General features: G+C 68.9%; 16 protein-coding genes. 1 reads left to right on the plus strand and 15 read right to left on the minus strand.

Features of this window, described 5'->3' with window-relative positions:
* Window positions 1–33: 33 nt before the first annotated feature.
* From B8V81_RS22110 to B8V81_RS22125, 4 genes are all read right to left on the minus strand, one after another.
* Window positions 34–315: a DUF1294 domain-containing protein gene (locus tag B8V81_RS22110; RefSeq protein WP_101809196.1), complete on the minus strand. Its 282-nt coding sequence runs from the start codon at window positions 313–315 to the stop codon at window positions 34–36.
* A gap of 30 nt (window positions 316–345) precedes the next feature.
* On the minus strand, window positions 346–3,009 hold the full coding sequence (gene hrpB, locus B8V81_RS22115) for an ATP-dependent helicase HrpB (RefSeq protein WP_101809197.1): 2,664 nt from the start codon (window positions 3,007–3,009) through the stop codon (window positions 346–348).
* A 35-nt stretch (window positions 3,010–3,044) separates the two neighbouring features.
* Window positions 3,045–3,995 carry a magnesium/cobalt transporter CorA gene (gene corA / locus B8V81_RS22120; RefSeq protein WP_028597342.1) on the minus strand — a complete coding sequence of 317 codons (951 nt, stop codon included), beginning with the start codon at window positions 3,993–3,995 and terminating at the stop codon, window positions 3,045–3,047.
* A 66-nt stretch (window positions 3,996–4,061) separates the two neighbouring features.
* Window positions 4,062–5,084, minus strand: coding sequence for a hypothetical protein (locus tag B8V81_RS22125; RefSeq protein WP_101809198.1), 1,023 nt, complete (start codon window positions 5,082–5,084; stop codon window positions 4,062–4,064).
* A gap of 128 nt (window positions 5,085–5,212) precedes the next feature.
* Here B8V81_RS22125 and gluQRS point away from each other — a divergent pair, with 128 nt between their 5' ends.
* Window positions 5,213–6,178: a tRNA glutamyl-Q(34) synthetase GluQRS gene (gene gluQRS / locus B8V81_RS22130; protein ID WP_101809199.1), complete on the plus strand. Its 966-nt coding sequence runs from the start codon at window positions 5,213–5,215 to the stop codon at window positions 6,176–6,178.
* A gap of 542 nt (window positions 6,179–6,720) precedes the next feature.
* Here the strand turns inward: gluQRS and B8V81_RS22140 are convergent.
* From B8V81_RS22140 to B8V81_RS22190, 11 genes are all read right to left on the minus strand, one after another.
* Complete coding sequence (locus tag B8V81_RS22140) at window positions 6,721–8,949, minus strand: heavy metal translocating P-type ATPase (protein WP_101809200.1); 2,229 nt, start codon at window positions 8,947–8,949, stop codon at window positions 6,721–6,723.
* 279 nt (window positions 8,950–9,228) lie between these two features.
* On the minus strand, window positions 9,229–9,540 hold the full coding sequence (locus B8V81_RS22145; protein WP_174817712.1) for a rhodanese-like domain-containing protein: 312 nt from the start codon (window positions 9,538–9,540) through the stop codon (window positions 9,229–9,231).
* Window positions 9,537–9,923, minus strand: coding sequence for a DnaJ family domain-containing protein (locus tag B8V81_RS22150; RefSeq protein ID WP_028597347.1), 387 nt, complete (start codon window positions 9,921–9,923; stop codon window positions 9,537–9,539). The genes B8V81_RS22145 and B8V81_RS22150 overlap by 4 nt, the downstream gene beginning before the upstream one ends.
* Window positions 9,923–10,234: a YbjQ family protein gene (locus B8V81_RS22155; protein ID WP_028597348.1), complete on the minus strand. Its 312-nt coding sequence runs from the start codon at window positions 10,232–10,234 to the stop codon at window positions 9,923–9,925. The genes B8V81_RS22150 and B8V81_RS22155 overlap by 1 nt, the downstream gene beginning before the upstream one ends.
* A 40-nt stretch (window positions 10,235–10,274) precedes the next feature.
* Entirely contained in the window at window positions 10,275–10,655 is a 381-nt protein-coding gene (locus B8V81_RS22160; RefSeq protein WP_043110847.1) for a DUF3889 domain-containing protein, read from the minus strand.
* 130 nt (window positions 10,656–10,785) lie between these two features.
* Entirely contained in the window at window positions 10,786–13,992 is a 3,207-nt protein-coding gene (locus B8V81_RS22165; RefSeq protein WP_101809201.1) for an efflux RND transporter permease subunit, read from the minus strand.
* A gap of 81 nt (window positions 13,993–14,073) precedes the next feature.
* Window positions 14,074–14,763 carry a response regulator transcription factor gene (locus B8V81_RS22170; protein WP_101809202.1) on the minus strand — a complete coding sequence of 230 codons (690 nt, stop codon included), beginning with the start codon at window positions 14,761–14,763 and terminating at the stop codon, window positions 14,074–14,076.
* Window positions 14,760–16,223 (minus strand): sensor histidine kinase, encoded by a 1,464-nt coding sequence (locus B8V81_RS22175; RefSeq protein ID WP_101809203.1) that lies wholly within the window; start codon window positions 16,221–16,223, stop codon window positions 14,760–14,762. Before B8V81_RS22175 ends, B8V81_RS22170 begins: the two co-directional genes overlap by 4 nt.
* Window positions 16,224–16,563: 340 nt before the next feature.
* On the minus strand, window positions 16,564–17,565 hold the full coding sequence (locus tag B8V81_RS22180) for a DUF4184 family protein (RefSeq protein ID WP_180968510.1): 1,002 nt from the start codon (window positions 17,563–17,565) through the stop codon (window positions 16,564–16,566).
* Window positions 17,566–17,821: 256 nt separating this feature from the next.
* On the minus strand, window positions 17,822–19,075 hold the full coding sequence (locus B8V81_RS22185; RefSeq protein ID WP_244912802.1) for an MFS transporter: 1,254 nt from the start codon (window positions 19,073–19,075) through the stop codon (window positions 17,822–17,824).
* Window positions 19,076–19,216: 141 nt separating this feature from the next.
* Entirely contained in the window at window positions 19,217–21,868 is a 2,652-nt protein-coding gene (locus tag B8V81_RS22190; protein ID WP_101809206.1) for an ATP-binding cassette domain-containing protein, read from the minus strand.
* Between the last annotated feature and the right edge of the window lie 135 nt (window positions 21,869–22,003).

The following is a 22,003-nucleotide window of genomic DNA, read 5'->3' on the forward strand; positions in this document are numbered from 1 at the left end:
CGAGACAGGCCAACCTTGCTCCTGCACCTTCAATCAGCGGACGAGCCAAACCAGCGCGCCAAGCGCTGCAACGCTCCAGACAGCGAGCAGCGGCACGCCGATGCGGAAGGAGGCATGCTTCGTCTTGTGCCGCCATGCGGACATGCCGATCCAAGCCCCGATGCCGCCCCCGAGGAAGCCTGCGGCAAACAGCCTTTTTTCCGGTATGCGCCGCCGGGACTTCCGCGCCGCCTTTTTGTCGATGCCGAACAGCGCGAACGCGTAGACGCTCATGGCCGCCGCATAAAGCAGGACCGCGCCTTGCCATCCATTCATCCGACCATCCCCCTCTCTCCTGCCCCTCGCTCAGCCCGGGCTCCTCGGCCGCACGCGGCTCGTCGCCTGGGCTTCCAGCGGATTCTCCGGCCAGTAATGCTTCGGATAGCGCACCTTGAGCTCCTTGCGCACCTCGAAGTACGTCGTGCTCCAGAAGCTTTCGAGGTCGCGCGTCACCTGCACCGGGCGCTGCGCCGGCGACAGCAGATGCAGCACGACCGGGAGCCGGCCGCCGCCGACGCGCGGCGTCTCCTTCATTCCGAACAGCTCCTGCAGCCGCACCGCGAGGAAAGGCGCCTGCGGATCGCTGTAATCGACCGGAACGCGCGAGCCGCTCGGCACCGTCAAATGCGTCGGCGCATACGAGTCGAGCTGCCTGCGCCGCTCCCAGCCGAGACGCGAGTCGAGCGCCTCGGCCAGCGGCAGCTTTTGCAAGCCGGAGGCGCTGCGAATGCCGGCGGCATGCGGCGCCAGCCAGTCCTCCAGCGTCGCGAGCAGTACTTCGTCGGACGCGTCCGGCCAGTCGGGCCGCACCGCATGCATGAGCTGCATGCGCGCCTGCAGCTGGCGCGTCTGGCGCGTCCACGGCAGCAGCCGCAAGCCTTCGCTGCGGATGCCCTGAAGCAGCGCCGCCGTCACCCGCTCCGGATCCGGACGGTCCAGCTGCGCCTCGCGCACGACAATCGCGCCGAGCCGGGTCTGTCTGCGGCTGCGCACCGCTTGCGCGGCGGCATCCCATTCGACGGTCTGCTCCGGCTCGAACAGCTCCGGCAGCAGCGCCTCCAGCGCCGCGAGCTCGACCGGAGCGGCCAGATCGATCCGGCTTTCCGTCCCGGCATCGTCGAGATCGGCGGCGACGAGATAGGCGGACGAGGAGATCGGCTGGACATTCGCCAGCGCCGCTCCGCGGCCGATCGCCAGCACATAGCGTCCGTCCGGGCGCCGCTGCGCGATCCGGTCGGGATAGGCGAGCGCGAGCAGCAGTCCGATGTCCGGCTGCTCCGCCCCGCGCGCGGCAGACGGCATGGAGCTGCCGCGCGGCGAAGCCTCGCCTGCCGTCCGCCCGGCTTCGCCGCCCGGCGTCCGCTCCGTTCCGGCCGCCGGAGCGGCCCTTCGCCTGTCCGCGCCCGGCGCCGAAGCAGCCGCTCGCCGCTCCGCCGCCGAGCCGTCCCGGCGCATCGCCTCCAGCGAGCGGCGCCACTGGCGCGCTTCCGCCGCGATGCGCGCAGCGGCGGCGGCCAGCGCCGGATCGCCGCCGCTCCCGCCGCCGCGGCCGGCGGCGCGCAGCGCCTCGACGCGCAGCCGCAGGTCGGCGCTGCGCTCGCCGCGCAGCAGATCGCGCTCGCCGAGCAGCGCCGCCAGCTCGCAGGCGGCCTCGCTCCAGCCGAGCCGCTCCGCCTCCAGCGCCATATGCGCGAGCCGCGGATGCCCGCCGAGCGCGGCCATGCGCCGGCCGTGCGGCGTAATGCGCCGCTCCGCCGTGAGCGCGCCGAGCCGCTCCAGCAGCGAGCAGGCCTGCTCGTACGCGCCGGACGGCGGCGCGTCCAGCCAGTCCAGCTCCGCCGGATCGGCCGTTCCCCACGCCGCCAGCTCCAGCGCGAGCGGCGCGAGATCCGCCTCCAGCAGCTCCGGCGTGCCGTAGGCCGGCAGCAGCCGATGCGCCTCCTCGCTCCACAGCCGCCAGCAGCGGCCCGGCGCGGTGCGCCCCGCGCGTCCGCGCCGCTGGTCGGCGGACGCCTGCGACACCGGCACCGTCTCGAGCCGCGTCATGCCGGTGCGCGGCGAGAAGCGCGGCACCCGCATCAGCCCGGCGTCGACGACGGCCCGCACTCCGGCGACCGTCAGGCTCGACTCCGCGATCGACGTCGCGAGCACGATTTTGCGCCTGCCGGGCGCGCAGGCGGCGACCGCCTCGTCCTGCGCCTGCAGCGGCATGCCGCCGTGCAGCTGGCGCGCGTCGACGCCAGCCGGCAGTCCGACCCGCCGCAGCTCGGACTCCGTCCGCCGGATATCCGCGATGCCCGGCAAAAACACGAGCACGTCGCCTTCCTGCTCGCGCAGAGCCTCGAGCGCCGCCGCGGCCGCCGCCTGCTCCAGCCGCGAGCCCGCGGGCCGAGGCCGATGGCGCGTCTCCACCGGATATTGGCGCCCCTCGCTCGCCAGCACCGGCGCTCCGCCGAGCAGCTCCGCCACGCGGCCGGCGTCCAGCGTCGCCGACATGACGACGAGCCGCAGGTCCTCGCGCAGCAGCGCCGCGGACTGCAGGCAAAGCGCCAGGCCGAGGTCGCTGTGCAGATGCCGCTCGTGGAATTCGTCGAACAGCACCGCTCCGTACGCCTCCAGCGCCGGGTCCTCCTGAAGCAGCCGCGTCAGGATGCCCTCCGTGACGACCTCGACGCGCGTGCGCGGCCCGACCTTGGTGTCGAGCCGCACGCGATAGCCGACCGTGCCTCCCGGCTCCTCGCCGAGCTGCCGGGCCATGTACGCCGCCGCCGAGCGCGCGGCGAGCCGCCGCGGCTCGAGCATGAGCACCTTGCGCCCGCCAAGCCAGCCTGCGCCGAGCAGCGCGAGCGGCACGCGCGTCGTCTTGCCCGCGCCGGGCTGCGCGACGAGCACGGCCCGGCCCTGCGTTTCCAGCGCGTCCAGCAGTCCCGGCAGGATCTCGTCGACCGGCAGCCTGCCTGATCCTTCCATCGTCCCACCTCTTTCCGTAGGCTTGCCCGCTCCGCTCAGTCGAACCACCCCTTGCGCTTGAACCAGGCGAACATGCCCGACGCGATCAGCCCCATGCCCGCCAGCACGCCGAAGTAGCCGTAGCGCCACTCGAGCTCGGGCATATGGATGAAGTTCATGCCGTAGATGCCCGCGAGGAACGTCAGCGGCATGAAGATCGTCGTGATGACGGTGAGCGTCTTCATGATGCCGTTCATCCGGTTGGAGCTGTAGCTCATGTAGCTGTCCCGCATGTCCGCGGTCATGTCCCGGCATGCCTCCAGCGTCTCCGCCTGCTTGAGCAGATGGTCGTAGATGTCGTGGAAAAAGGCCCGGAACTCCTTCAGCCCGGGAATCGCCTCGATCGTCGTCATCCGGTACAGCAGGTCGCGCATCGGCACGATCGTCTTGCGCAGGCGCAGCAGCTTGCTGCGAATCGCGAACACCCCGTCGATGCCGGTCCGGTCGGAATAGCCGCGGCTGCCGGGATCGGCGTCGAGCAGCTGATCCTCCAGCTCGTAGATCGACGGGAAATACCGGTCCACGAGCCGGTCCATGACCGCGTGCGCGACGGCCAGATGGCCGCTGCGGGGATGCTTGGGATGCACGGCCGCCGCCTGCCAGGCCGCGTCGATCTCGGCGCAGGCGGCGAAGCGGAACGTCACCGCGAAGTTCGGGCCGAGGAACAGGTTCACTTCCTGCACCTGAAGCGTCTCCGCCTCCAGCGCATGCAGGACGAAGAAATGGACGTCCTCGTAATGGTCGACCTTCGGCCGCTGCAGCAGATGCAGGCAGTCCTCGATGGCCAGCGGGTGAAAATGGAAATACTCGTCCAGCAGCCGGATCTCGGCCTCTTCCGGCTGTCCGATATCGGCCCAGTACCAGACCGGGTCCATCGTTTTAAGCTCGTCCAGCCCGACATCCTTGCGGAGTCGGCCGGTTGAATCCATCGCCATGATGCGCAGCATGCTCGCAGCTCCATTCTATTGATTCGCTTCCTAAATCATCGCTTGGGGAGGACGGCCTCCGGTCCGTCATCCCGCCGAGTCCAGCAGGGACGCGCGGCGGGCGCGCAGCGCCGCCAGCTCCCGCTCGGCCTTGCCCGCTTCCGTCTCCAGCCGCCGCCGAAGCTGGCGAGCCTCGCCCAGCAGGCGTTCGTTGCTATCCCTCGCGCCGTTGATCTTGCCCTGGACATGCCAGTCCATGAACAGCCCGTCCAGCAAATAATCGCCGATCCGGGCTCCGTCGCTGATCGCGATGTCGAACGAGGCGGCCTCGCCGACATCGGCCAGCTCCTTATGCAGCCGCCGCGCCGCCGAGCGCGCGCCGACCAGCGCCTCCTGCGCCTCGTCGAGCCGGCCATGCTTGGCCGCTGTCGCGATCATGCCGCCGCCGAGCATGTCGTACGTGCCCCAGGCGGCCGCCGACTCCAGCCGGTCCACCGCGCGCTCCAGCTGCGAGACGAGCGCGCCCGCCGCATGGATCGCCTCGCGCAGCTCCGCGAGCAGCGCCTGCCTGGCGCGGAGCTGGCCGTCGACTTCCCGCACGCCGGCGGCGACGGCGGGGAACGCCTTCAGGACGAGCTGCTCCCGCTCGCTGCGGATCGCCTCGCTGCCGCCCGCCGCAGGAGCGAGCTCTCCGAGCCGGACGCTCGTCCGCGCCAGCATCTCGCGCAGCTCCTGCAGCTCCGCCTCGCCCTCCTTGACCTCGGCGGCCGCCCGCTCGGCTTCCAGCTGCTCCAGCTCCAGCTGCTCCTCCAAGCCTCCGGTGAGCCGCAGCCAGATCGAGCTCCAGCTGCGCCGCGACAGGCGCTCGACGTCCGCCGCTTCCTTGCCGTGCCGCTCCAGACGCTCCGCCTGCCGCCGCTCCAGCTGCCAGATCTCGCGATCGAGCCGCTCGCGGCTGCGCTCCAGCACGCGCTGCTCCGATTCCGCCTCCAGCGCCTCGTCCAGCCGCCGTCCAAGCTCGCGGACGCGCTCCGCGACCGTCGCGTCCGACGCGTCCAGCCCGTCCGGCCCGGCGGCTCCATGGCCGCGAACTGTCGTCCTGTCGTCCATCGTCGTCCTCTCCTCTCGAATTGCAGCCCGCAATCTCTCATGCTATCATACCAGTCAGACCGGGCGCGCCCAAGCCCGAAGTTGAATTCGCGGGAGCCGCAGGCTTCCGCCGCGAGGAGGGACAACCGATGACCGCCGGCCGCTTCGCTCCGACTCCGTCGGGGCTCATGCATCTCGGCAACGCCCGCACCGCCTTGCTCGCCTGGCTCCAGATCCGCCGCCTCGGCGGCTCGTTCCTGCTCCGCATGGAGGACATCGACGGCCCGCGCTCGCGGCCCGACTACGCCGAGGCGGCGCTGCGCGACCTGCGCTGGCTCGGACTCGACTGGGACGAGGGGCCAGACAGCGGCGGCCCGCGCGGACCGTACACGCAGAGCGAGCGGCTCCCTCTTTACGAAGAAGCGCTGGAGCGGCTGCGCGCGCAGGGGCTGCTGTACCCGTGCTATTGCAGCCGCGCCGAGCTGGCCGCCGTCGCGAGCGCGCCCCATGGCCTGGCCTCGGAAGGGCCGGCCTATCCCGGCACCTGCCGCTGCCTGAGCGAGGAGGAGCGGCAGGAGCGCGCGCGGCGCAAGCAGCCGTCGCTGCGGTTCGCCGTGCCGCCGGAGCGGATCGTCCGCTTCGACGACGAAGTCGCCGGGCCGCAAGAGACGGCGCCCGGAGCGGGAGGCGACTTCGTCGTGCGGCGGGCGGACGGCATCTTCAGCTACCAGCTCGCGGTCGCCGTCGACGATGCCGCCATGGGCGTCACTCATGTGCTGCGCGGCAGCGATCTGCTCGACTCGACGCCGCGCCAGCTGCTGCTGCTCGAGGCGCTCGGCCATGCGGCGCCGCGCTACGCGCATGTGCCGCTGCTCATGGGGCCGGACGGCAAACGGCTTGCCAAGCGCCACGGCGGCATCTCGCTGCAGGCGCTGCGCGAGGCCGGCGTGCGGCCCGAGCGCGTCGTCGGCCTGCTCGCCCGCTGGAGCGGCCTGCTCGAGCGGGCCGAGCCGGTCATGCCGAGCGAGCTGATCGAGGCGGCGCGGGAGCGGCCTCTGCCGCTCGAGCCGGTCGTCGTGCGCGAGGAGGAGCTGCGCGGCATGCTCGGCGAATGAGGCGCATGCGGAGCTTGGGGCGCATGAAGCGTATGAGCCGCATGAAGCGCTTGAGGCGGACCAGCCGCCTCTCTCGATGCTGGCCTAGAGCGTGTTTGACTACTCCGAAAGAAGCCGATAGGGCCGAATTTTTGGTTCCTGCGTGGCAAAGCAGGGGGCAAAAAGGCGGTGATAATGCCCCTTGGCGGGTTTGCAACCACACCCTAGACAAGCCTAACAGGCGTTTTGCGGCGGCGGCCCTCTCGGCCGCCCGCAAAACGCCTGTTTTCGCCATCTAGGCCCCTCTGGCCGCGCTCGACCTGCCCGCAGTCGCGCCGTACAAGCCGAGCCACGTCTAGCCCGAGATCAGGAAAGGCAGTCCGTCCCGCCAGCCGATCTCGGTCATCGACAAGCACCAGGAGCGCCCCATGTCGCCATTCCCCTGATCATACAAGTACGTCCGCCCGTCTTCGTCCGTGAACAGGAACGGATGTCCGGACTCGCTCGAGTTCCAGCTGCCGGGCTCCCCGTTCGGCAGGAACGGCTCGTCGAAAAGCCGCGTCCTAGCGGAGCTCGCGCGCCAGGCGCCCGGACAGCCGCAGCGCGTTGCCCACGACAGTGACCGAGCTGAGCGCCATCGCCGCTCCGGCCATCCACGGCTCCAGCAGGCCGCAGGCGGCGACGGGCACCATGACGACATTGTAGAGGAAAGCAAAGCCGAGATTCTGCTTGATGTTGCGCATCGTCAGCCGGCTCGCCGCGATCGCGCCGTGGATGCCCGTCAGGCTCGGCCGCAGCAGCGCGACATGGCCGGCATCCAGCGCGGCGTCGGTGCCGCCGGCCATCGCGAAGCCGGCATCGGCCGCCGCGAGCGCCGGCGCGTCGTTCCAGCCGTCGCCGGCCATCGCGACGACGCGCCCTTGGCGCTGCAGCGCGCGGATCTGCTGCAGCTTGTCTTCCGGCAGCATGCCGCCCTTCCAGCGGACGATGCCCGCCTCCCGCGCCGCGGCGGCTGCCGGTCCGGCGCTGTCGCCTGTCGCCAGCCAGACGTCCAGCCCGGCCATCCGCAGCGCCTGCACCGCCTCCGGCGACTCCCGCTTGAGCCGGTCGCCGAGCGCGAGCGCGCCGATGCAGTCGCGGCCGAGCGCGACGAACAGCACCGTCTCGCCCTGCGCCTCGCGGATCGCCGCGAAGTCCTCCGCCCGCTTCATGCCGCTCCAGCGCTCCTGCTGGGCCAGCTGCCTGCCGCCGACGGCGATCCGCCCCTCCGCGCAGTCCGCGGCTACGCCGTAGCCCGTCCACTCGATCCGGTTGTCGGCGGCGGGCGGCACGAGCCCGCGGCGCCTCGCCTCCTCGCGGACGGCCGCCGCATACGGATGCGGCGACTCCGCTTCGGCGGCGGCGGCCAGCTTCAGCACGGCGGCAGCGCTCCAGCCCGGCGCAGGCTGCATGCCGGCGACGCAAGGCCTGCCTTCGGTCAGCGTGCCCGTCTTGTCCAGCAGCACGACCTCCACCTTGGCCAAGCTTTCCAGCGCCGAAGCCTCCTTGACGACGACGCCGCGCCGCGCCAGCTTGCCGGAGGCGATGACGAGCGAGATCGGCGTCGCCAAACCGAGCGCGCACGGACAGGCGACGAGCAGCACCGCCAGCGCGCTCAGCGCCGCCTGCGAGCCGTCTCCCGGAGCGAGCCAGAGCGCCCAGGCGGCGTAGGTCAAGGCGGATGCGAGCAGCATGAGCGGCACGAACCGAGCGGATATGCGGTCCACCTTGCGCTGGATGCCGGTCTTGGACGCCTGCGCCTGGCGCAGCAGCGCGTCGATCCGGCTCAGCAGCGTGCCGTCGCCGGTCGTCTCCGTGCGGATGCGCAGCGTATCGCCGCGGTTCGTCGTGCCCGCCCAGACGCGGCTGCCGGGACGCTTGGAGACGGCGCGGCTTTCGCCCGTCAGCAGCGATTCGTCGACCTCCGACTGCCCTCCCGTCACCAGCCCGTCCACCGGCACGAGGCCGCCCGGCGCGACGAGCACGATATCTCCGTCGCGGACGCTCGATGCCGGCACCCGCCGCGCCTCCTCGGCCCGCAGCACGGTGATCTCCTCGGCCTTGAGCTTGGCGTAGCCGTCGCTCTCCCGCAGCGCCCGCGCCGCCGAGCGGGATTCCATGTACTTGCCGAGCAGCACGGCCGTGATGACGACCGCTCCGGTATCGAAGTACAGCGGGAGCATGCCGTCCGGATGCGCGTCCGAGGAGGAGGCATGGGCGAATACGACATAGTGGCTGTACAGATAGGCGGCGGACGTCCCGAGCGCGACGAGCACGTCCATGTTGGCGCTGCCGGCCCGCAGCGCGCTCCAGGCATTCTGGTAGAAAGGCAGGCCGACGCCGAACTGGATCGCCGTCGCCAGCCCGAGCTGCACCCAGCCGCTGCGGATGAAATCCGGCAGCGGGAGGAAGGAAAGGGCCGCGTAATGCCCGGCCATCGCCCACAGCAGCGGCAGCGTCAGCAGCGCCGAGACGAGCAGCCGCAAGCGCAGCGTCCGCATCGCGGCGTACTCGGCGCTCCGGTCGCCCGGATCCGAGACGCCGAAGCCGAGCCGGCGGATCCGCTCCTTGATCGCCTCCGCCTCGAGCTCGTCCGGAACATAGCGGATCCAGGCCCGGCGGGAGGCATAGCTGACCGCAGCCTCCTGCACGCCGCCGAGCTTGCCGAGCGATTTCTCGATGCGGACCGCGCATGCCGAGCAGCTCATCCCCTGGATGCCCAGATCGAGAGCCGTTCCCTTGTTTCCTTCCATCTCCAGCCTCTCCCTTCGCCGCACGGCCTGGCCTCAGACTCTCGCAGCCTTCCCTAGATTCATAGAATCGCTTATCCTACTCTATGGCGCCTTCGGACCGAATTATGCGGATGCAGCGCAAAAGTTGCCCGCGGCCTTTCCCGAAGGCGGACGAAGGCACGGGAAGTTCCTCCTTCGCTTGAAGCCATGGAAGCCGCCGCGCAGCGCGGCATAAAAACGTAAAGGGACGCAGGCGGAAAATTCCGCCTGCGTCCCTTTTTCACTTCAACGATCCCCATCCTAGCGCCCGGTCACGATCTCCCCCGGCCAGGACAGCATGCCGCCCTCGACGTTGACCGCGTCGTAGCCGATCGCGTTCAGATAGTCGCAGGCGCGTCCGCTGCGCGCGCCGCTGCGGCAGATGAGCCAGATCGTGCCGTCCTCCGGACGGAGCTCGTCCATGCTCTCCTGCAGGCGCGAAAGCGCGACATGGCGCGCCTCGGCGATATGCCCGTCCTCCCATTCCTCGTCCTCGCGCACGTCCACGAGATTGATCGCTTCGCCTTGCTCGAGCCGCTTCAGCAGCTCCTCTGTCGTCTGCACCTTGCTCACTGCTCCGATTCCCCTTCCAGCTTCTCCCTGATTTTAGCTCCATACTCCGCATGCGCGGCCAAGTGGTCCCAGCCGCGGGAGCCGGACAGCGCCTGCAGCCGCATCCGCTTGAGCGACAGCTGCTGGCCGAGGCTGCGGCGCTCCTCCTCGTCGCGGCATAGCGCCAGCAAGCCGTTCAGGCTGGCGATGTCGCGCGAGAGCTGCACCTCCTCGGGCACCATGCCCGCATTTTTGAGCATGCGGTAGCCGGCTCGCAGCTCCTCCGGCACATGCGCCAGATCGTCGAGCTCGAGCGGCCTGCCTTTGCCTGCCAGCCCTTCGAATTCCCCTCTCTCCATCGCCTCGCGAATCTTCTCTTCGGCGATCCGGTAGAGGAAGTCCATCAGAGGCGGACCGCCGTGCCGCTGCAGGTGACCATCAGCATGCCGTCGCGCACGACCTCGTAGTCGAGATCGACGCCGACGATCGCGTTGGCGCCGAGGCTCGACGCCTGCTGGCGCATCTCCTCGATGGCGATGTCGCGCGCCTGCTTCAGCTTGCCCTCGTAAGCGCCGGAGCGGCCGCCTACCACATCCGTGATCGAAGCGAGGAAGTCCCTCACCACGTTCGCTCCCATGATCGCCTCTCCGTTCACGATGCCCACATACTCGCGGATCGGCCGGCCCTCTACGGACGGCGTCGTCGTAATCAGCATATCGCTTCCTCCTCATTGGATATCGGCTGCCCGGCGCTCCTCACGGAGCGCTCTCCGTCCATTCTACCTCCAGCAGCCGGCCCTCTTCAACCCGCACGCGGCAGACGACCGCCGCCGGCACGCCGGACTTCGGCTCGAGCACGAGCTTGAAGCGATGCTCCACCGAGCCGCTTTGGCCCGGAAAGGCTCCTTCGTAGCGGTAGTCCCGGATGCCGGCTCCATACTTCTTCATCGTCTGCTCGACCGCGAGCCTGCCCCATCTCGCATAGGCAGGAGCCGCATGCGAAGGCGCCGCTGCGACAAGCGCCGGGACCGCTCCCCCTGCCGGCCCCTCCGCTGACGCCCCCGCCGCGCAGGCGCTGCCCGCAACGGCGGCCAGCAGCCCCGTTCCGACCGCCAGTCCTGTCAGGATCGCTTTCATGCGCCCGCCTCCTTTCGTTTTCCCTAGCTTTTCCCGTGAAAAGAAAAAGCATCCTGCCCGATGAGGGCAGGATGCTCGCTGTCGCGGCGGATCCGCGCATCCTGCCCAAGAGGGCGGGATGCGGGAGCCGTCATTCCGCAGCCGGAGAGGCGGCGACGCCATCGCGCTGCCGCTTGGCGCGGCGGCGGTTCAGGAACTCGTACACGACCGGCACGATGATGAGCGTCAGCAGCGTCGAGCTGATGAGGCCGCCGATGACGGTCACGCCGAGTCCTTTGGAGATGAGCGCTCCCGACTCGAAGCCGAACGCCAGCGGCAGCAGCGCGCCGACCGTGGCGAGCGCGGTCATCAGGATCGGACGCAGGCGCGTGCCTGCCGCCTCGAGCAGCGCCTCGCGCACGCTCAGCCCGTCACGCTCCATGTGGATGACGCGGTCGATGAGCACGATCGCGTTCGTGACGACGATCCCGATCAGCATGAGCATGCCGATGAGCGCGGTGACGCTGACCGTCTCGCCGGCGATCAGCAGGCCGACCAGCGCGCCGATGACGGTGAACGGCAGCGAGAACAGGATCGTGAGCGGCGTCAGCGCGCCGCCGAACGTGATGACGAGCACGAGGTAGACGACCGCGATCGCGACGAGGATCGCCAGGCCGAGCTGGCGGAACGACTCGTTGATGTCCTCGGTCACGCCGCCCATCTCGACGTCGACGTTCGCCGGCAGCTGCAGGCCGTCGATGACCGCCTGCACGTCGCGCGACGCCTTGCTGATGTCGCTCGACGTCACGTCGGCCGTCACGTCGGCGTAGACGCGGTCGCCTTTGCGGGTGATCGTGTTCGGCGACGTGCCTTCCTCGATCGTCGCGACGTCGGACAGCTTGACCGTCGTGCCGAGCGGCGTGACGATCGGCGTGTTCTCCAGCGCGGCCTTGTCCGCGTACGTCCGCTCCTCGGTCTTGAGGTAGACGTTCAGATTGCTGCCGTCTTTCTCGATCGTCGTCACGAGCGGACGCTCGCGGACCGGGCTGAGCGCCATCGCCAGCTGGCCGGCGCTGAGCGCGTTCTCGCTGAGCTTTTTCTTATCGGCGACGATGCGGTACTGCTCATATGTCTCCGACAGGCTCGTATCGAGGTTGGTCAGATGCTCGATGCCGTCCAGCTTCTGCTTGAGGTCGGATACGACCGGCTCCAGCGCCGCCATGTCCGGCCCGAAGGCGGTGACGGTCAGGCTGCTGCCGCCGAGGCCGCCGCCAGTGAAGTCCTGCTGCTTCCATTCGCCCTTGCTGCCGCTTTCCTGCAGCAGCTCGACGACGCGCTCCTTCTCGGCGTCGAACTCCTTGTAGTCGGAGCTGTACCGGAGGTTGAACAGCGCCTGCTTGGAAGCGCCCGGATTCAGCGGGTTGCCGCCGCCGATGGAGTATTGCACGATCTCCACGCCTTCGCGCTCCAGCAGCTTTTTCTCCGCGTCCAGCGCGTATTTCTCCACGTCCTCCAGCTTCTCGCCCGGCGCCGGGTTGTACGTGACGATCATGGAGTTGTCGCCCGTATTCGGGATGAAGCTGACGCCGATGAGCGGGAACAGGAACAGGCTGCCGACGAGCAGCAGCGTCGCCGCTCCGAAGCTGATGCCCTTGTGGTCGAGCGTCCAGTTGAGCAGGCGCTTGTAGCTGTTCGCCAAGCGGCTCGGCTTGTCCTCGTGCTTCGTGCCCTTGAGTCCCTTGCGGAACATCATGTGGGCGAGCATCGGCACGATCGTGATCGCGACGAGCAGCGAGGCGAGCAGCGCGAAGACGATCGTCAGCGCGAACGGCAGGAAGATCTCGCCGATCGGGCCCGTGACGAGGCCGAGCGGCAGGAACACCGCGATCGTCACGATGGTCGAGGCGAGGATCGGCACGAACATCTCGCGCGTCGACTCGAGGATGAGCGATTTGCCCGTCAGCTTCTCGCCGGACATCGCCATGCGCCGGTAGATGTTCTCGATGACGACGATCGAGTCGTCGACGACCCGCCCGATCGCGACGGTCATCGCGCCGAGCGTCATGATGTTGAGCGTGATGTCCATCTCCTGCAGGACGAGCACCGCGATCAGCAGCGACAGCGGGATCGAGACGACCGCGATGATCGTCGAGCGCAGGTCGCGCAGGAAGATGAGGATGATGAGCACCGCGAACGCCGCGCCGAGCACCGCCTTGGACAGCATCGTCTCGACGGACTCCTTGATCGGCTTGCCCTGGTCGAGCGTCACCGTGGAGCTGAGCCCCTCATGGCTGCCGGCCAGCTCGGCCATGCGCTCCGATACGGCGTCGGAGACGTCGACCGTGTTGGCGTCGGCCGCCTTGACGATCGAGACGCCGATCGCGTCCTTCCCGTTCGTGCGGGAAATGGATTCCGCCTTATCGAGCACGGTCACGTCGGCGACCTGGCTCAGCTTGACGGTCGGCAGCTTGACGCCGCCTGCCGCCGCTCCGCCAGCTGCTCCGGCTGCGCCGCCTTGGCCTGCGCCAGCCTCTGCGCCGGCACCGCCTGGCGCTGCGCCGCCTTGGCCCGCGCCGGCACCCGCGCCGGCAGCTCCGGCTCCGCCTGCGGCGGACGGCAGCAGCGGGATCTCGACGTTCAGCAGATCCTGCTCGGTCAGCACGCGGCCGTCGACGACGACCGATTTCTCGGCGTCGCCGAACGGGAAGATGCCGAGCGGCACGCTGACGGCGGCCGCCTTGATCGCATTTTGCACCGATTCCGGGGTCAGGCCGTACTTGGCCAGCTCCTCGGCCTTATAGCTGAGCTCCGCCTCGGTCACGTTCTGGCCGGAAATCTGCACGGACGCGACGCCCTCCACGGACTTCAGCTCCGGCAGGATCTCGTCCTCGACCGTCTTGGTCAGCGCGACCAGATCCTGCGAGTCGCTGGAGATGCTGAGCGACAGCACCGGGAAGGCGTTCAGGCTGATCCGCGACACGCCCGGATCCTGGATGCCCTCCTTGAAGTCGAGCCCGTCCAGCGCCTTGCGCACCTCGTCCTGGGCTTTGTCCATATCCTTGCTGTAGTCGTACTCGATGATGATCGACGAGGCGTTCTCCATCGAGGTGGACATGACGTCCTTGACGCCGTCCAGATTGCGGGTCGCCTGCTCGATCGGCAAGGTGACCTCGTTCATGATCTCCTCGGGCGAAGCCCCCGGATAGACGGTCGTCACGCTGACGATCGGCACCGTAATGTCCGGCAGCGTCTCCATCTTCATGTTCGTGCCGGCGTAGACGCCTCCGAACAGGACGATGATCGTCATGATCCATAGCGCGAACTTGTTGTTCAAGGAAAAATTGATGATGCTCTTCAAGCCGACATCCACTCCTTTTCTCTATCAAGCGAAAAATATCGTTGCTCTATGGTCAACGCGGCCGCAGCCGCGATGCTCCCCCTACCCGCGCAGCCGATAGCCGACTCCCCAGACGGTCTCGACATACTTCGGCTCGGACGGCGACTCCTCCAGCTTCTCGCGCAGGCGGCGGATGTGCACCGTCACCGTCGCGATGTCGCCGAGCGAGTCGTAGCCCCAGATGCGCTCGAACAGCTCCTCTTTGCTGTATACCTTGCCCGGATGGGAGGCGAGCAGCTGAATCAGCTCGAACTCCTTGTTCGTGAGGCCCTTCTCCTCGCCGTTGACGAATACGCGATGCGACGCCTTGTCGATGAGCAGCCCGCGCACGCGGATCTGCTCCTGGACGGCGCCGGACTGTCCGGTCAGACGGTCGTAGCGGCTCAAGTGCGCCTTCACGCGCGCGACCATCTCCCCCGGACTGAACGGCTTGGTCATGTAGTCGTCCGCGCCGAGCCCGAGGCCCCGGATCTTGTCGATATCCTCCTTGCGGGCGGTGATCATCAGGATCGGGACCTCCTTGTCCTGACGGATCCGCCGGCAGATCTCGAAGCCGTCGAGCATCGGCAGCATGACATCCAGCACGATGAGGTCGAACCGCTCGTTGAGCGCCCGCTCCAGCCCGCTGTCGCCCCGATGCTCGATGCTGACGGCGAACCCGTAGCTTTCGAGATAATCGCGCTGAAGCTCCGCGATGGAGCTCTCGTCTTCGATGATGAGGATCTTCTTCACGGCTGAGCCTCCTTTTCCCGGTCCGCGGCGAGCGGCAGCTCGATGACGAACGCCGCTCCGCCATGCGGACGATTGGCCGCCTCGATCTTGCCGCCGTGCTCCTCCACAATCTGGCGGACGATCGCGAGGCCGAGGCCGCTGCCGCCGGTTTCCGAGCTGCGGGACAGCTCGGCCCGATAGAAGCGGTCGAACAGATGCGGCAGCGCGGCATCCTCGATGCCCGGCCCGTTGTCCTCGACCGTCAGGCGGGCGAAGCCGCCGCGCGCCTCCAGCGTCGCCGATACGGCAGGCGGATCGCTCCGATCCGGCCCTCGCATCGACATGTACTTCGCGCTGTTGTCGAGCATGTTGCCGAGCGCTCGGCTGAGCTTTTCCGCATCCGCCCGCACAGGCAGCGGCGACTCGCCGGCCTTCACGGCCAGCGCGATGCCCCGCTTCTCCATCTCGAAGTGCTGGTCCTCCATATAGTGGACTACGAACGCCCGCAGGTCCATCCGCGCGAAGTGGAACTCTTCCTTGTGCAGGTCGAGCTTGGAATAGAGGAACAGCTCGTCGATCAGCCGGTCCATCCCGTCCGCCTTGGCGTAGACGGTGCGGATGTACTTCTCCTGCTTCTCCGGGGTGTTGGCGACGCCGTCCATGATGCCCTCGATGTAGCCTTTGATCGCGGTGATCGGCGTCTTGAGGTCATGCGAGATGTGCGACAGCAGCATCTTGCGGTTCTCCTCGTACTGCTGCATCTGCTGGATCGTATCCTTGAGGCGCTGCCGCATCTCCTCGAACGCCGTCCCGACCTCGCCGAGCTCGTTGCGCGAGCGGGGCAGCGGCACCGGCTCGAGATTGCCCTCCTTGAGCGACAGCGCGGCGTCGCGCAGCGTCGACAGCGGCCGCACGATGCTGCGCGAGACGACGACCGTCATGAACACGCTGACGAGCCCGACGAGCAGCAGCAGGCCGAGCCCGCTCACCGGCTGCCAGATGACCGGGATGTCGTCCTTGCGGAAGATGAGCGCCGCCTCCGACGCGGTTCCGTCGCCGAAGCGGAAGCCGGTCGTGAATACGCTGTACGAGAAGCCGCCGACCGTCATGTCGACGGAATGGCCCTTGCGGTCCGAAAACCAGGCTTGCGGATCCTTTCTCGCCTCCGCCAGTCCCGAGACGTACAGTCCGCGGCCCGGGATCGTCAGCACGAAGCCGCTGCCGACCGTCTCGAGCCGCTCGTCGATGTCGGCGACGTAGGACGCGTCGAGCAGCTTGTCCGCATCGTGGTTCAGCACGTACCACATCTCGCCGAGCTGCACCGACTGGCGGTACGTCTTGTCGCGGTTCTTCTCGAAGAAGTCGCGCATGTCCTCGTAGCCGAGCAGATAGATGACGAACATCGTCAAGATGCCGAGCAGCACGACTGGAATGGCCGCCATCGCGATGTAGGACAGCAGCAGCCTGATGCGGATCGACATCGGATCACCCCCTGAAGCTTTCGGTCCTGCTGCGCCATAACCAGTGTAACCGACAGATCTAAACGATTGCGGACGCAATTCTTACAAAAGTATAAACCATTTCCATCCGTTTCATCATGGATGCCGGCGGAACAGGCTTGAACAGCCGGGGAGGCTAAAAAACATCCATGGCCGCGCGGTCCCGGTCCAACGGTCGATAACGGTTGGCGCTAGGGAGCCCCGCAGACGCGAGCCGGCTCTCCTCACGGGTGGACTTGGCGCTAGGGAGCCCCGCGCCCGGCCGCCGGGGGACGCCCCGAAGAAGTCCCTTTTCGCTAAAAAAGGACCCTCGGAGGGTCCTTCAAACGGCGGGGCCGGACCGGCTCTCCGAGCGTCTCCGGGCACCGCCCGCGCCGGCGGCGGCAGCGCGCCCGGACGGCACCGCGGAAAGCGCGACGAAGGCGATCGAGAGCAGCCACACGTAGCCGATCCAGAGCGGCAGGTCGGATGCGGCCATCGGCCCGCCGATGTCGCGCGCCATCGCCGCCGCCTTGTAGCCCGCCGCGAGCAGCGGCACGAGCGCGGCGCCGGCCAGCTTGCGCAGGATGCGGCCCGGACGGAGCAGCAGCCCGGCGGCGAACAGTCCGAACAGCAGCGAGCTGCAGGCGGCGACCAGCCACAGCACGGGATTGTCCGGCGACGGGTCGAGCAGCAGCTTGGGCGCGAACAGCAGCAGGCCGCACGCTCCGGCGAGCGTCCAGCCGCCGAGCTTGGCGAGCGGCCGGACAGCCGGATGCGCCGGGCGCGCCGAGCGGGAGGCGCGTCGCCAGCGCGCGTAGTCCGCCGCGAGCCAGCACGCTCCGGCGAGCAGGCCGAGCAGCGAGAACAGGTACTGGAGCCAGCGATACAGCGGCAGCCCGGCATGACGCGCGTGCATCAGGTCGGACTGCCACAGCACGAACCAGCCATGCGTATGCGTCATCCCGTCGACGAGCAGATGGCTGAGGAAGCCGATATAAAGCGACAGCAGGAACCAGCCGGCCGCGCGCGGCGTCAGCAGCGGATCGCGCCGTTCGGCGAGCCGGTCGGCCGCGTAGCGGTCGAGCCGCAGCGCGGCCGGCAGCAGCCTCGGCAGCAGCGGCGCGAGCACGAAGCGCCAGGCGGCAGCGGCGGCGATGCTGAGCGGCACGCCGAGCAGCAGGAAGCCTTGCCACGAGTGGCCGATGGAGCGGAACGGCTCCATGGCGACGAAATACTCCATGTCCGGCGTCATGCTGCCGAGCAGCAGGCCGGACAGGCTGAGGCTCGGCGCGAGCCGGCGCAGCGGCACGGCGAACAGCGGATGCGAGAATGTGAACGGCATGGCGGCCTCCTTTCCCCCTGGACCCGAGCGCCGCCCTCCTCGCGGTCTCGGGATGCCGGCGGCCTCTTTTCTGCTATGACGAGCGGCGGCTGGAAAAAGCTTCTTCCGAACGGAGGCCGACGGGATGCCGGCGCGTCGCGCCGCTTCGCCGGATGCGCTCCGGGCGAGCGGCAGACAGCCTGCTGCCGGATGAAAAAAAAGCGGCGGCCGGAGCTTGGGCGTCGATGCCCGGACTCCGGCCGCTCTCATCACGGATTCAGCCTGCGCTCTCCGGCTCGCCTCGTCCACGGCGCAGCATGCCTCCGGCGAACAGCAGCGTGCCGATCCAGCCGCAAGCCGAGGCGAACAGCAGCATCCAGCTCAGCGTCAGATGGCCGGAAAGGCCGGTGCTGAGCAGCGGCCCGACCGTGCCCCGGATGCCGAACAGCATGAGGTGGATCGAGAAGACGGCTCCCTCGCGCCCAGGCGCAAGTCGGAAAATGAACGCCAGGATGCCGATGTCCCAGATCGCCTCGCCCATGCCCTGGATGAAGTTGCCGAGCATGACCGCCTCGTAGGTGCCCCAAAGGCCGTACAGCATCGGCACGACCGCATAGGCGCCGATGCCGGCGAGCAGCGTATAGCGGATGTCGAAGCGGTCCAGCATGCGCCCCGCCACCAGATAGGTGAGCAGCAGCGCCGTGAAGTAGGCGACGCGCGTCAGGCCGATCTCGGTGTTGGACAGGCCGAGGTAGGACACCTGGAAAATCTGGTAAAGCGGATACGCAAGCATGTTGCCGAAGCCGGCGAACATCGTCGCTCCGAGAAACGCGGCAAGCGGACGGTTGCTTTTGACGAGCTCCCACTGGGAGCGGGGGCTGAAGCGCGGCGGCGCCGTCCGCCGCGGCGGCTCCTTGCGCAGCTTCATCTTCTGGAACAGCAGGATCGAGGCGACGCCCATGAGCGATGCCGCCGCGAGCGGGCCCGACGGGCCGGATGCCTCCGCCCAGACGCCGACCAGATAGGACATCGGAATCATGAGCACGCCGGAGGCCATCCGCACGTAGCCCATCAGGCGTCCGCGCAGGTCGGGCGGATAGACCTTGGGCAGGAAGGCCGCGTAGGCCGGCGCCTGGATGCCCATCAGCAGCTGGAAGGCGAACGCCGTCGCCACGTACACCTGCGGATCCGGGAACAGGGCCGGGAGCAGGATGAGCAGCCGTCCGACCAGATTGGGCAGGACGACATAGGGCTTCGGCTTGCCGCTGCGCTCGATCAGCGCCGCCCACAGCGGGGAGAAGATGAGTCCGACAGCCGGCGCGGCGGCGAGCAGGCCCGCCTCCGCGTTGCTCGCCCCCTGCTTGAGCGCGAAGGTGATGAAAAACTGGTTCATGACGACGTTGAACAAGCTGAACAGGCAGGTCGCCGCAAGGTCGATCCTCGCGTTGAGCCAGACTCGCGGGCTCATGACCATGCCGAATTTCAGCAGACGGGCCCTTCCTGGCCGTCCTTCTGCTTGCACTTGATGCACCTTCGCTTCTTCGGTTGATCTCGCCGGACTGGCTCACTTCGCCTCGCCCGGCCGCATCCACATTATCTTCCAACGGAACCGGCGTGTACATCTTTTTTTGCTGCGCCGCCGCGATTTGGCGACGTTAGCCGCGTTCCGCCGCTAGCGCAGCGCCAGCAGCAGCCCCCAGGCCGCCGAGGCGGCGAGCAGCAGCCCTGCGTCCAGACGCTTGAGCCGCAGCCGGAACGCCGACGTCTTGACTGCGGCGCCATGCCCGAAGCCTCGCGCCTCGAGCGCGTCGGCCACCGCGTCGCCGAGCCGGATGAGCGACAGCAGAAATGGCAGCACGATGCGGGAAAGCATTGCCGCCGGGACCTTGCCTGGACGAGCGGCGAGCTTGCCTCGGGCGGCGGCGATGCGGCTGTAGCGGCGCCACTCGCCGGCGAGCAGCGGCAGGAAGCGGAACAGCAGCGAGATGGACAGCGTCAGCCGCGATACCGGCACGCCGAACCGGACGAGCGGCCGCAGCAGCTGGTCCGCCGCCCGCTGCAGCCGGAAAGGCGGCAGCAGCGAGAGCAGCGGCAGGCCGAGCAGCAGGACGGCGAACAGGCGAGACAGCTTGAACAGCGTCTGCGCCGCGGCCGCGGCATCGAAGGCTGGCGGCGACAGCTGGATGCCCGCGACGCCCGCCAGCGTCAGCGCAAAGACGGCATAACCGCGCGCCAGCGGCAAATAAAGGCCGATGCGCTCGCGCTGGAGGACCGCCAGCAGCGCCGCCCCAGCCAGCGCGAGCAGCAGGCCGGGCCAGCGGTCTTGCGCCATGATGCCGGCGCCGACCAGCAGATACGACGCGATCAGCGCGCGCGGATCGGGCAGGCCGCTGTCCGGCAGGCGCGTCTCCGCGGAGGCGGCGACAGGCGCAGGCCCGGACCGGCGCTGCGCGGACGGTTGGCCGGCCGGGACGCCGTCCGTCGTCCTCGCGGCGGCGATGCCGGGCGCGGTGGCGAGCTCCGTCCGGACCGGGCCGTCCGCCGCCAGCCGCTCCGCCAGCTCCTCCGGCTCGAGCCAGAGCCTGCCGTCCGCCGCCGAGCCGAAGCGCGCCGCCGCAAGCAGCGGCGGCGGGGCGGCGCGGTCCCCGCGCTCCGCCAGCCGGCGAGCATATTCCGGCGCGGGCAGCAGCTCCTTGAGCCTGCCGTCTTCCATGACGGCGACGCTGTCGGCTATCGGCAGCAGCGCGGCGAGGCTATGCGCCGACACGATCGCCGAGCCTCCGCTCGCCCGATGCCGCTGCAGCAGCTCCGTCAGCCGTTCGAGTCCTTCGGCGTCAAGTCCGGCCGCCGGCTCGTCGAGCAGCAGCCATTCCGGCCCGCCGACGAGCGCGCAGGCTAGAGCTAGCCGGCGCTGCTGGCCGCCGCTCAGCGTCAGCGGATCCTGCTCCAGCAGACGTTCGGGCAAGCCGGCCCGCCGCAGCGAATCCGCGATGGCGGCGGAGCGCCGTGACGGCGGCAGCCGGAACGGCCGCGCGGAGTAGTCCAGCTCCTCGCGAACCGTCCGCGCAAACCATTGCGTCTCCGACTGCTGCAGCGTCGCTCCGAGCTGCAGCAGCGCCGCCCGGTTCGGCCTCTTGCCGAGCCAGAGCGGCTCGGAACCGTACCGGATCGACCCTGACGAAGGCTCGCGCAAGCCGGCCAGCGACTCCAGCAGCGTCGACTTGCCGGAGCCGTTGCTGCCGGCGAGCAGCAGGATGCGTCCCGGCGGCAGCCGCAGCTCCGTCGGCTCCCCTTTTCCGGGAGCGGCCGCGTCGGGACGGAACCCCTCCACAATCAGCTCTTCTGCGGCGAAGCGCAAAGGGTCAGCTCCTTCCCGCTCCGCGCCGTCCGCCTCATGCCGCTGCATCCCGGCGGATGCGGGCAGCGCCTCCGCTGCGGCATTCCCCCGACTGCCGGCCGCCGCTTCCGCGCGGCTATCCGCGGACGCCTCGAACGCCGGCGCCAGCTCCTCCAGCCGCAGCGGCAGCCGGTCGAGGCGCACGCCCCGCTCCTGCAGCGCCCATGCCGCGCGCACGGGATAAGGAGCGGCCAATCCGACTCGTTCGCAGGCCGAAGCCTCTCCGCCCGTCCGTTTGAAAAACGCCTCGGCAGACCCGGAGTATTCAATGCTGCCATCCGCCATCGCCAGCACCCGATCCTCACTCTCCAGCTCCTCCAGCCGCTGGGTGCACCAGACGACCGTCGCCCCGGCCCGATGGAGCTGCCGCACCTGACGAAGGACGAGCCGCGCCGATTCCGCGTCCAGCATCGACGTCGCCTCGTCGAACAGCAGCGCCGGCGAGCCGGCCGCGACCGCGCCGGCGATCGCGACGAGCTGCTTTTGGCCGCCGGATAGCTTCTCTGCAGGCGTATCCGCCAGCGCCGTCAGGCCGAAGCGCTCCAGCGCCTCCTCGGCCGCGTCGAGAATCCGGCTTCCCTCCATGCCGGCGTATTCGAGCGTGAGGATGAGATCCTCCCTCGCCGTCGAGCCGACAAGCGCCGCGTCGGGCTGCTGCAGCACGACGGCGAACGGACGAACGTCATAAGGATAGGCAGCCGTCCGCTGATGCCGGATTCCGTCAGGCGGCGCTCCGAGGCCGGCCAGCTCGCGGAGCAGCGTGGATTTTCCCGATCCGTTGCTCCCGCATAGAGCAAGCCAGTCTCCCTGCCGCAGCTCCAGGCTGGCCGATCCGATAATCGTCCGCAGCTGTCCCCCGGCGGCCGCCTGCACGGCATGCCCGTTCCAACAGACGAGCCGTTCCCCTTTTTCGCTTGCGCTCCGCATCGAGCCGCACCTTCCTTCTGCCCCTATTTCGCCCGATCCGCAAAAAAACGTCTGAACCGGCTTCTCAAACCGGAACGGCTATGCTACAATCCGTTCTGTTAACCAAATCTACCAGATTTAAGTTAACCTATCAAT

This window comes from Paenibacillus pasadenensis (genome assembly GCF_002864175.1).
GTDB classification, from domain to species: Bacteria; Bacillota; Bacilli; order Paenibacillales; family Paenibacillaceae; genus Paenibacillus_O; species Paenibacillus_O pasadenensis.

Excerpts from the sequence above, each read along its gene's own strand:
- corA (WP_028597342.1), bottom strand. The coding sequence starts at position 3,995 with ATGCTGCGCATCATGGCGATGGATTCAACCGGCCGACTCCGCAAGGAT.
- B8V81_RS22180 (WP_180968510.1), bottom strand. The coding sequence starts at position 17,565 with ATGCCGTTCACATTCTCGCATCCGCTGTTCGCCGTGCCGCTGCGCCGG.
- gluQRS (WP_101809199.1), top strand. The coding sequence starts at position 5,213 with ATGACCGCCGGCCGCTTCGCTCCGACTCCGTCGGGGCTCATGCATCTC.
- B8V81_RS22110 (WP_101809196.1), bottom strand. The coding sequence starts at position 315 with ATGAATGGATGGCAAGGCGCGGTCCTGCTTTATGCGGCGGCCATGAGC.
- B8V81_RS22190 (WP_101809206.1), bottom strand. The coding sequence starts at position 21,868 with ATGCGGAGCGCAAGCGAAAAAGGGGAACGGCTCGTCTGTTGGAACGGG.
- B8V81_RS22150 (WP_028597347.1), bottom strand. The coding sequence starts at position 9,923 with ATGGACTTCCTCTACCGGATCGCCGAAGAGAAGATTCGCGAGGCGATG.
- B8V81_RS22160 (WP_043110847.1), bottom strand. The coding sequence starts at position 10,655 with ATGAAAGCGATCCTGACAGGACTGGCGGTCGGAACGGGGCTGCTGGCC.
- B8V81_RS22140 (WP_101809200.1), bottom strand. The coding sequence starts at position 8,949 with ATGGAAGGAAACAAGGGAACGGCTCTCGATCTGGGCATCCAGGGGATG.
- hrpB (WP_101809197.1), bottom strand. The coding sequence starts at position 3,009 with ATGGAAGGATCAGGCAGGCTGCCGGTCGACGAGATCCTGCCGGGACTG.
- B8V81_RS22155 (WP_028597348.1), bottom strand. The coding sequence starts at position 10,234 with ATGCTGATTACGACGACGCCGTCCGTAGAGGGCCGGCCGATCCGCGAG.
- B8V81_RS22125 (WP_101809198.1), bottom strand. The coding sequence starts at position 5,084 with ATGGACGACAGGACGACAGTTCGCGGCCATGGAGCCGCCGGGCCGGAC.
- B8V81_RS22175 (WP_101809203.1), bottom strand. The coding sequence starts at position 16,223 with ATGTCGATCCGCATCAGGCTGCTGCTGTCCTACATCGCGATGGCGGCC.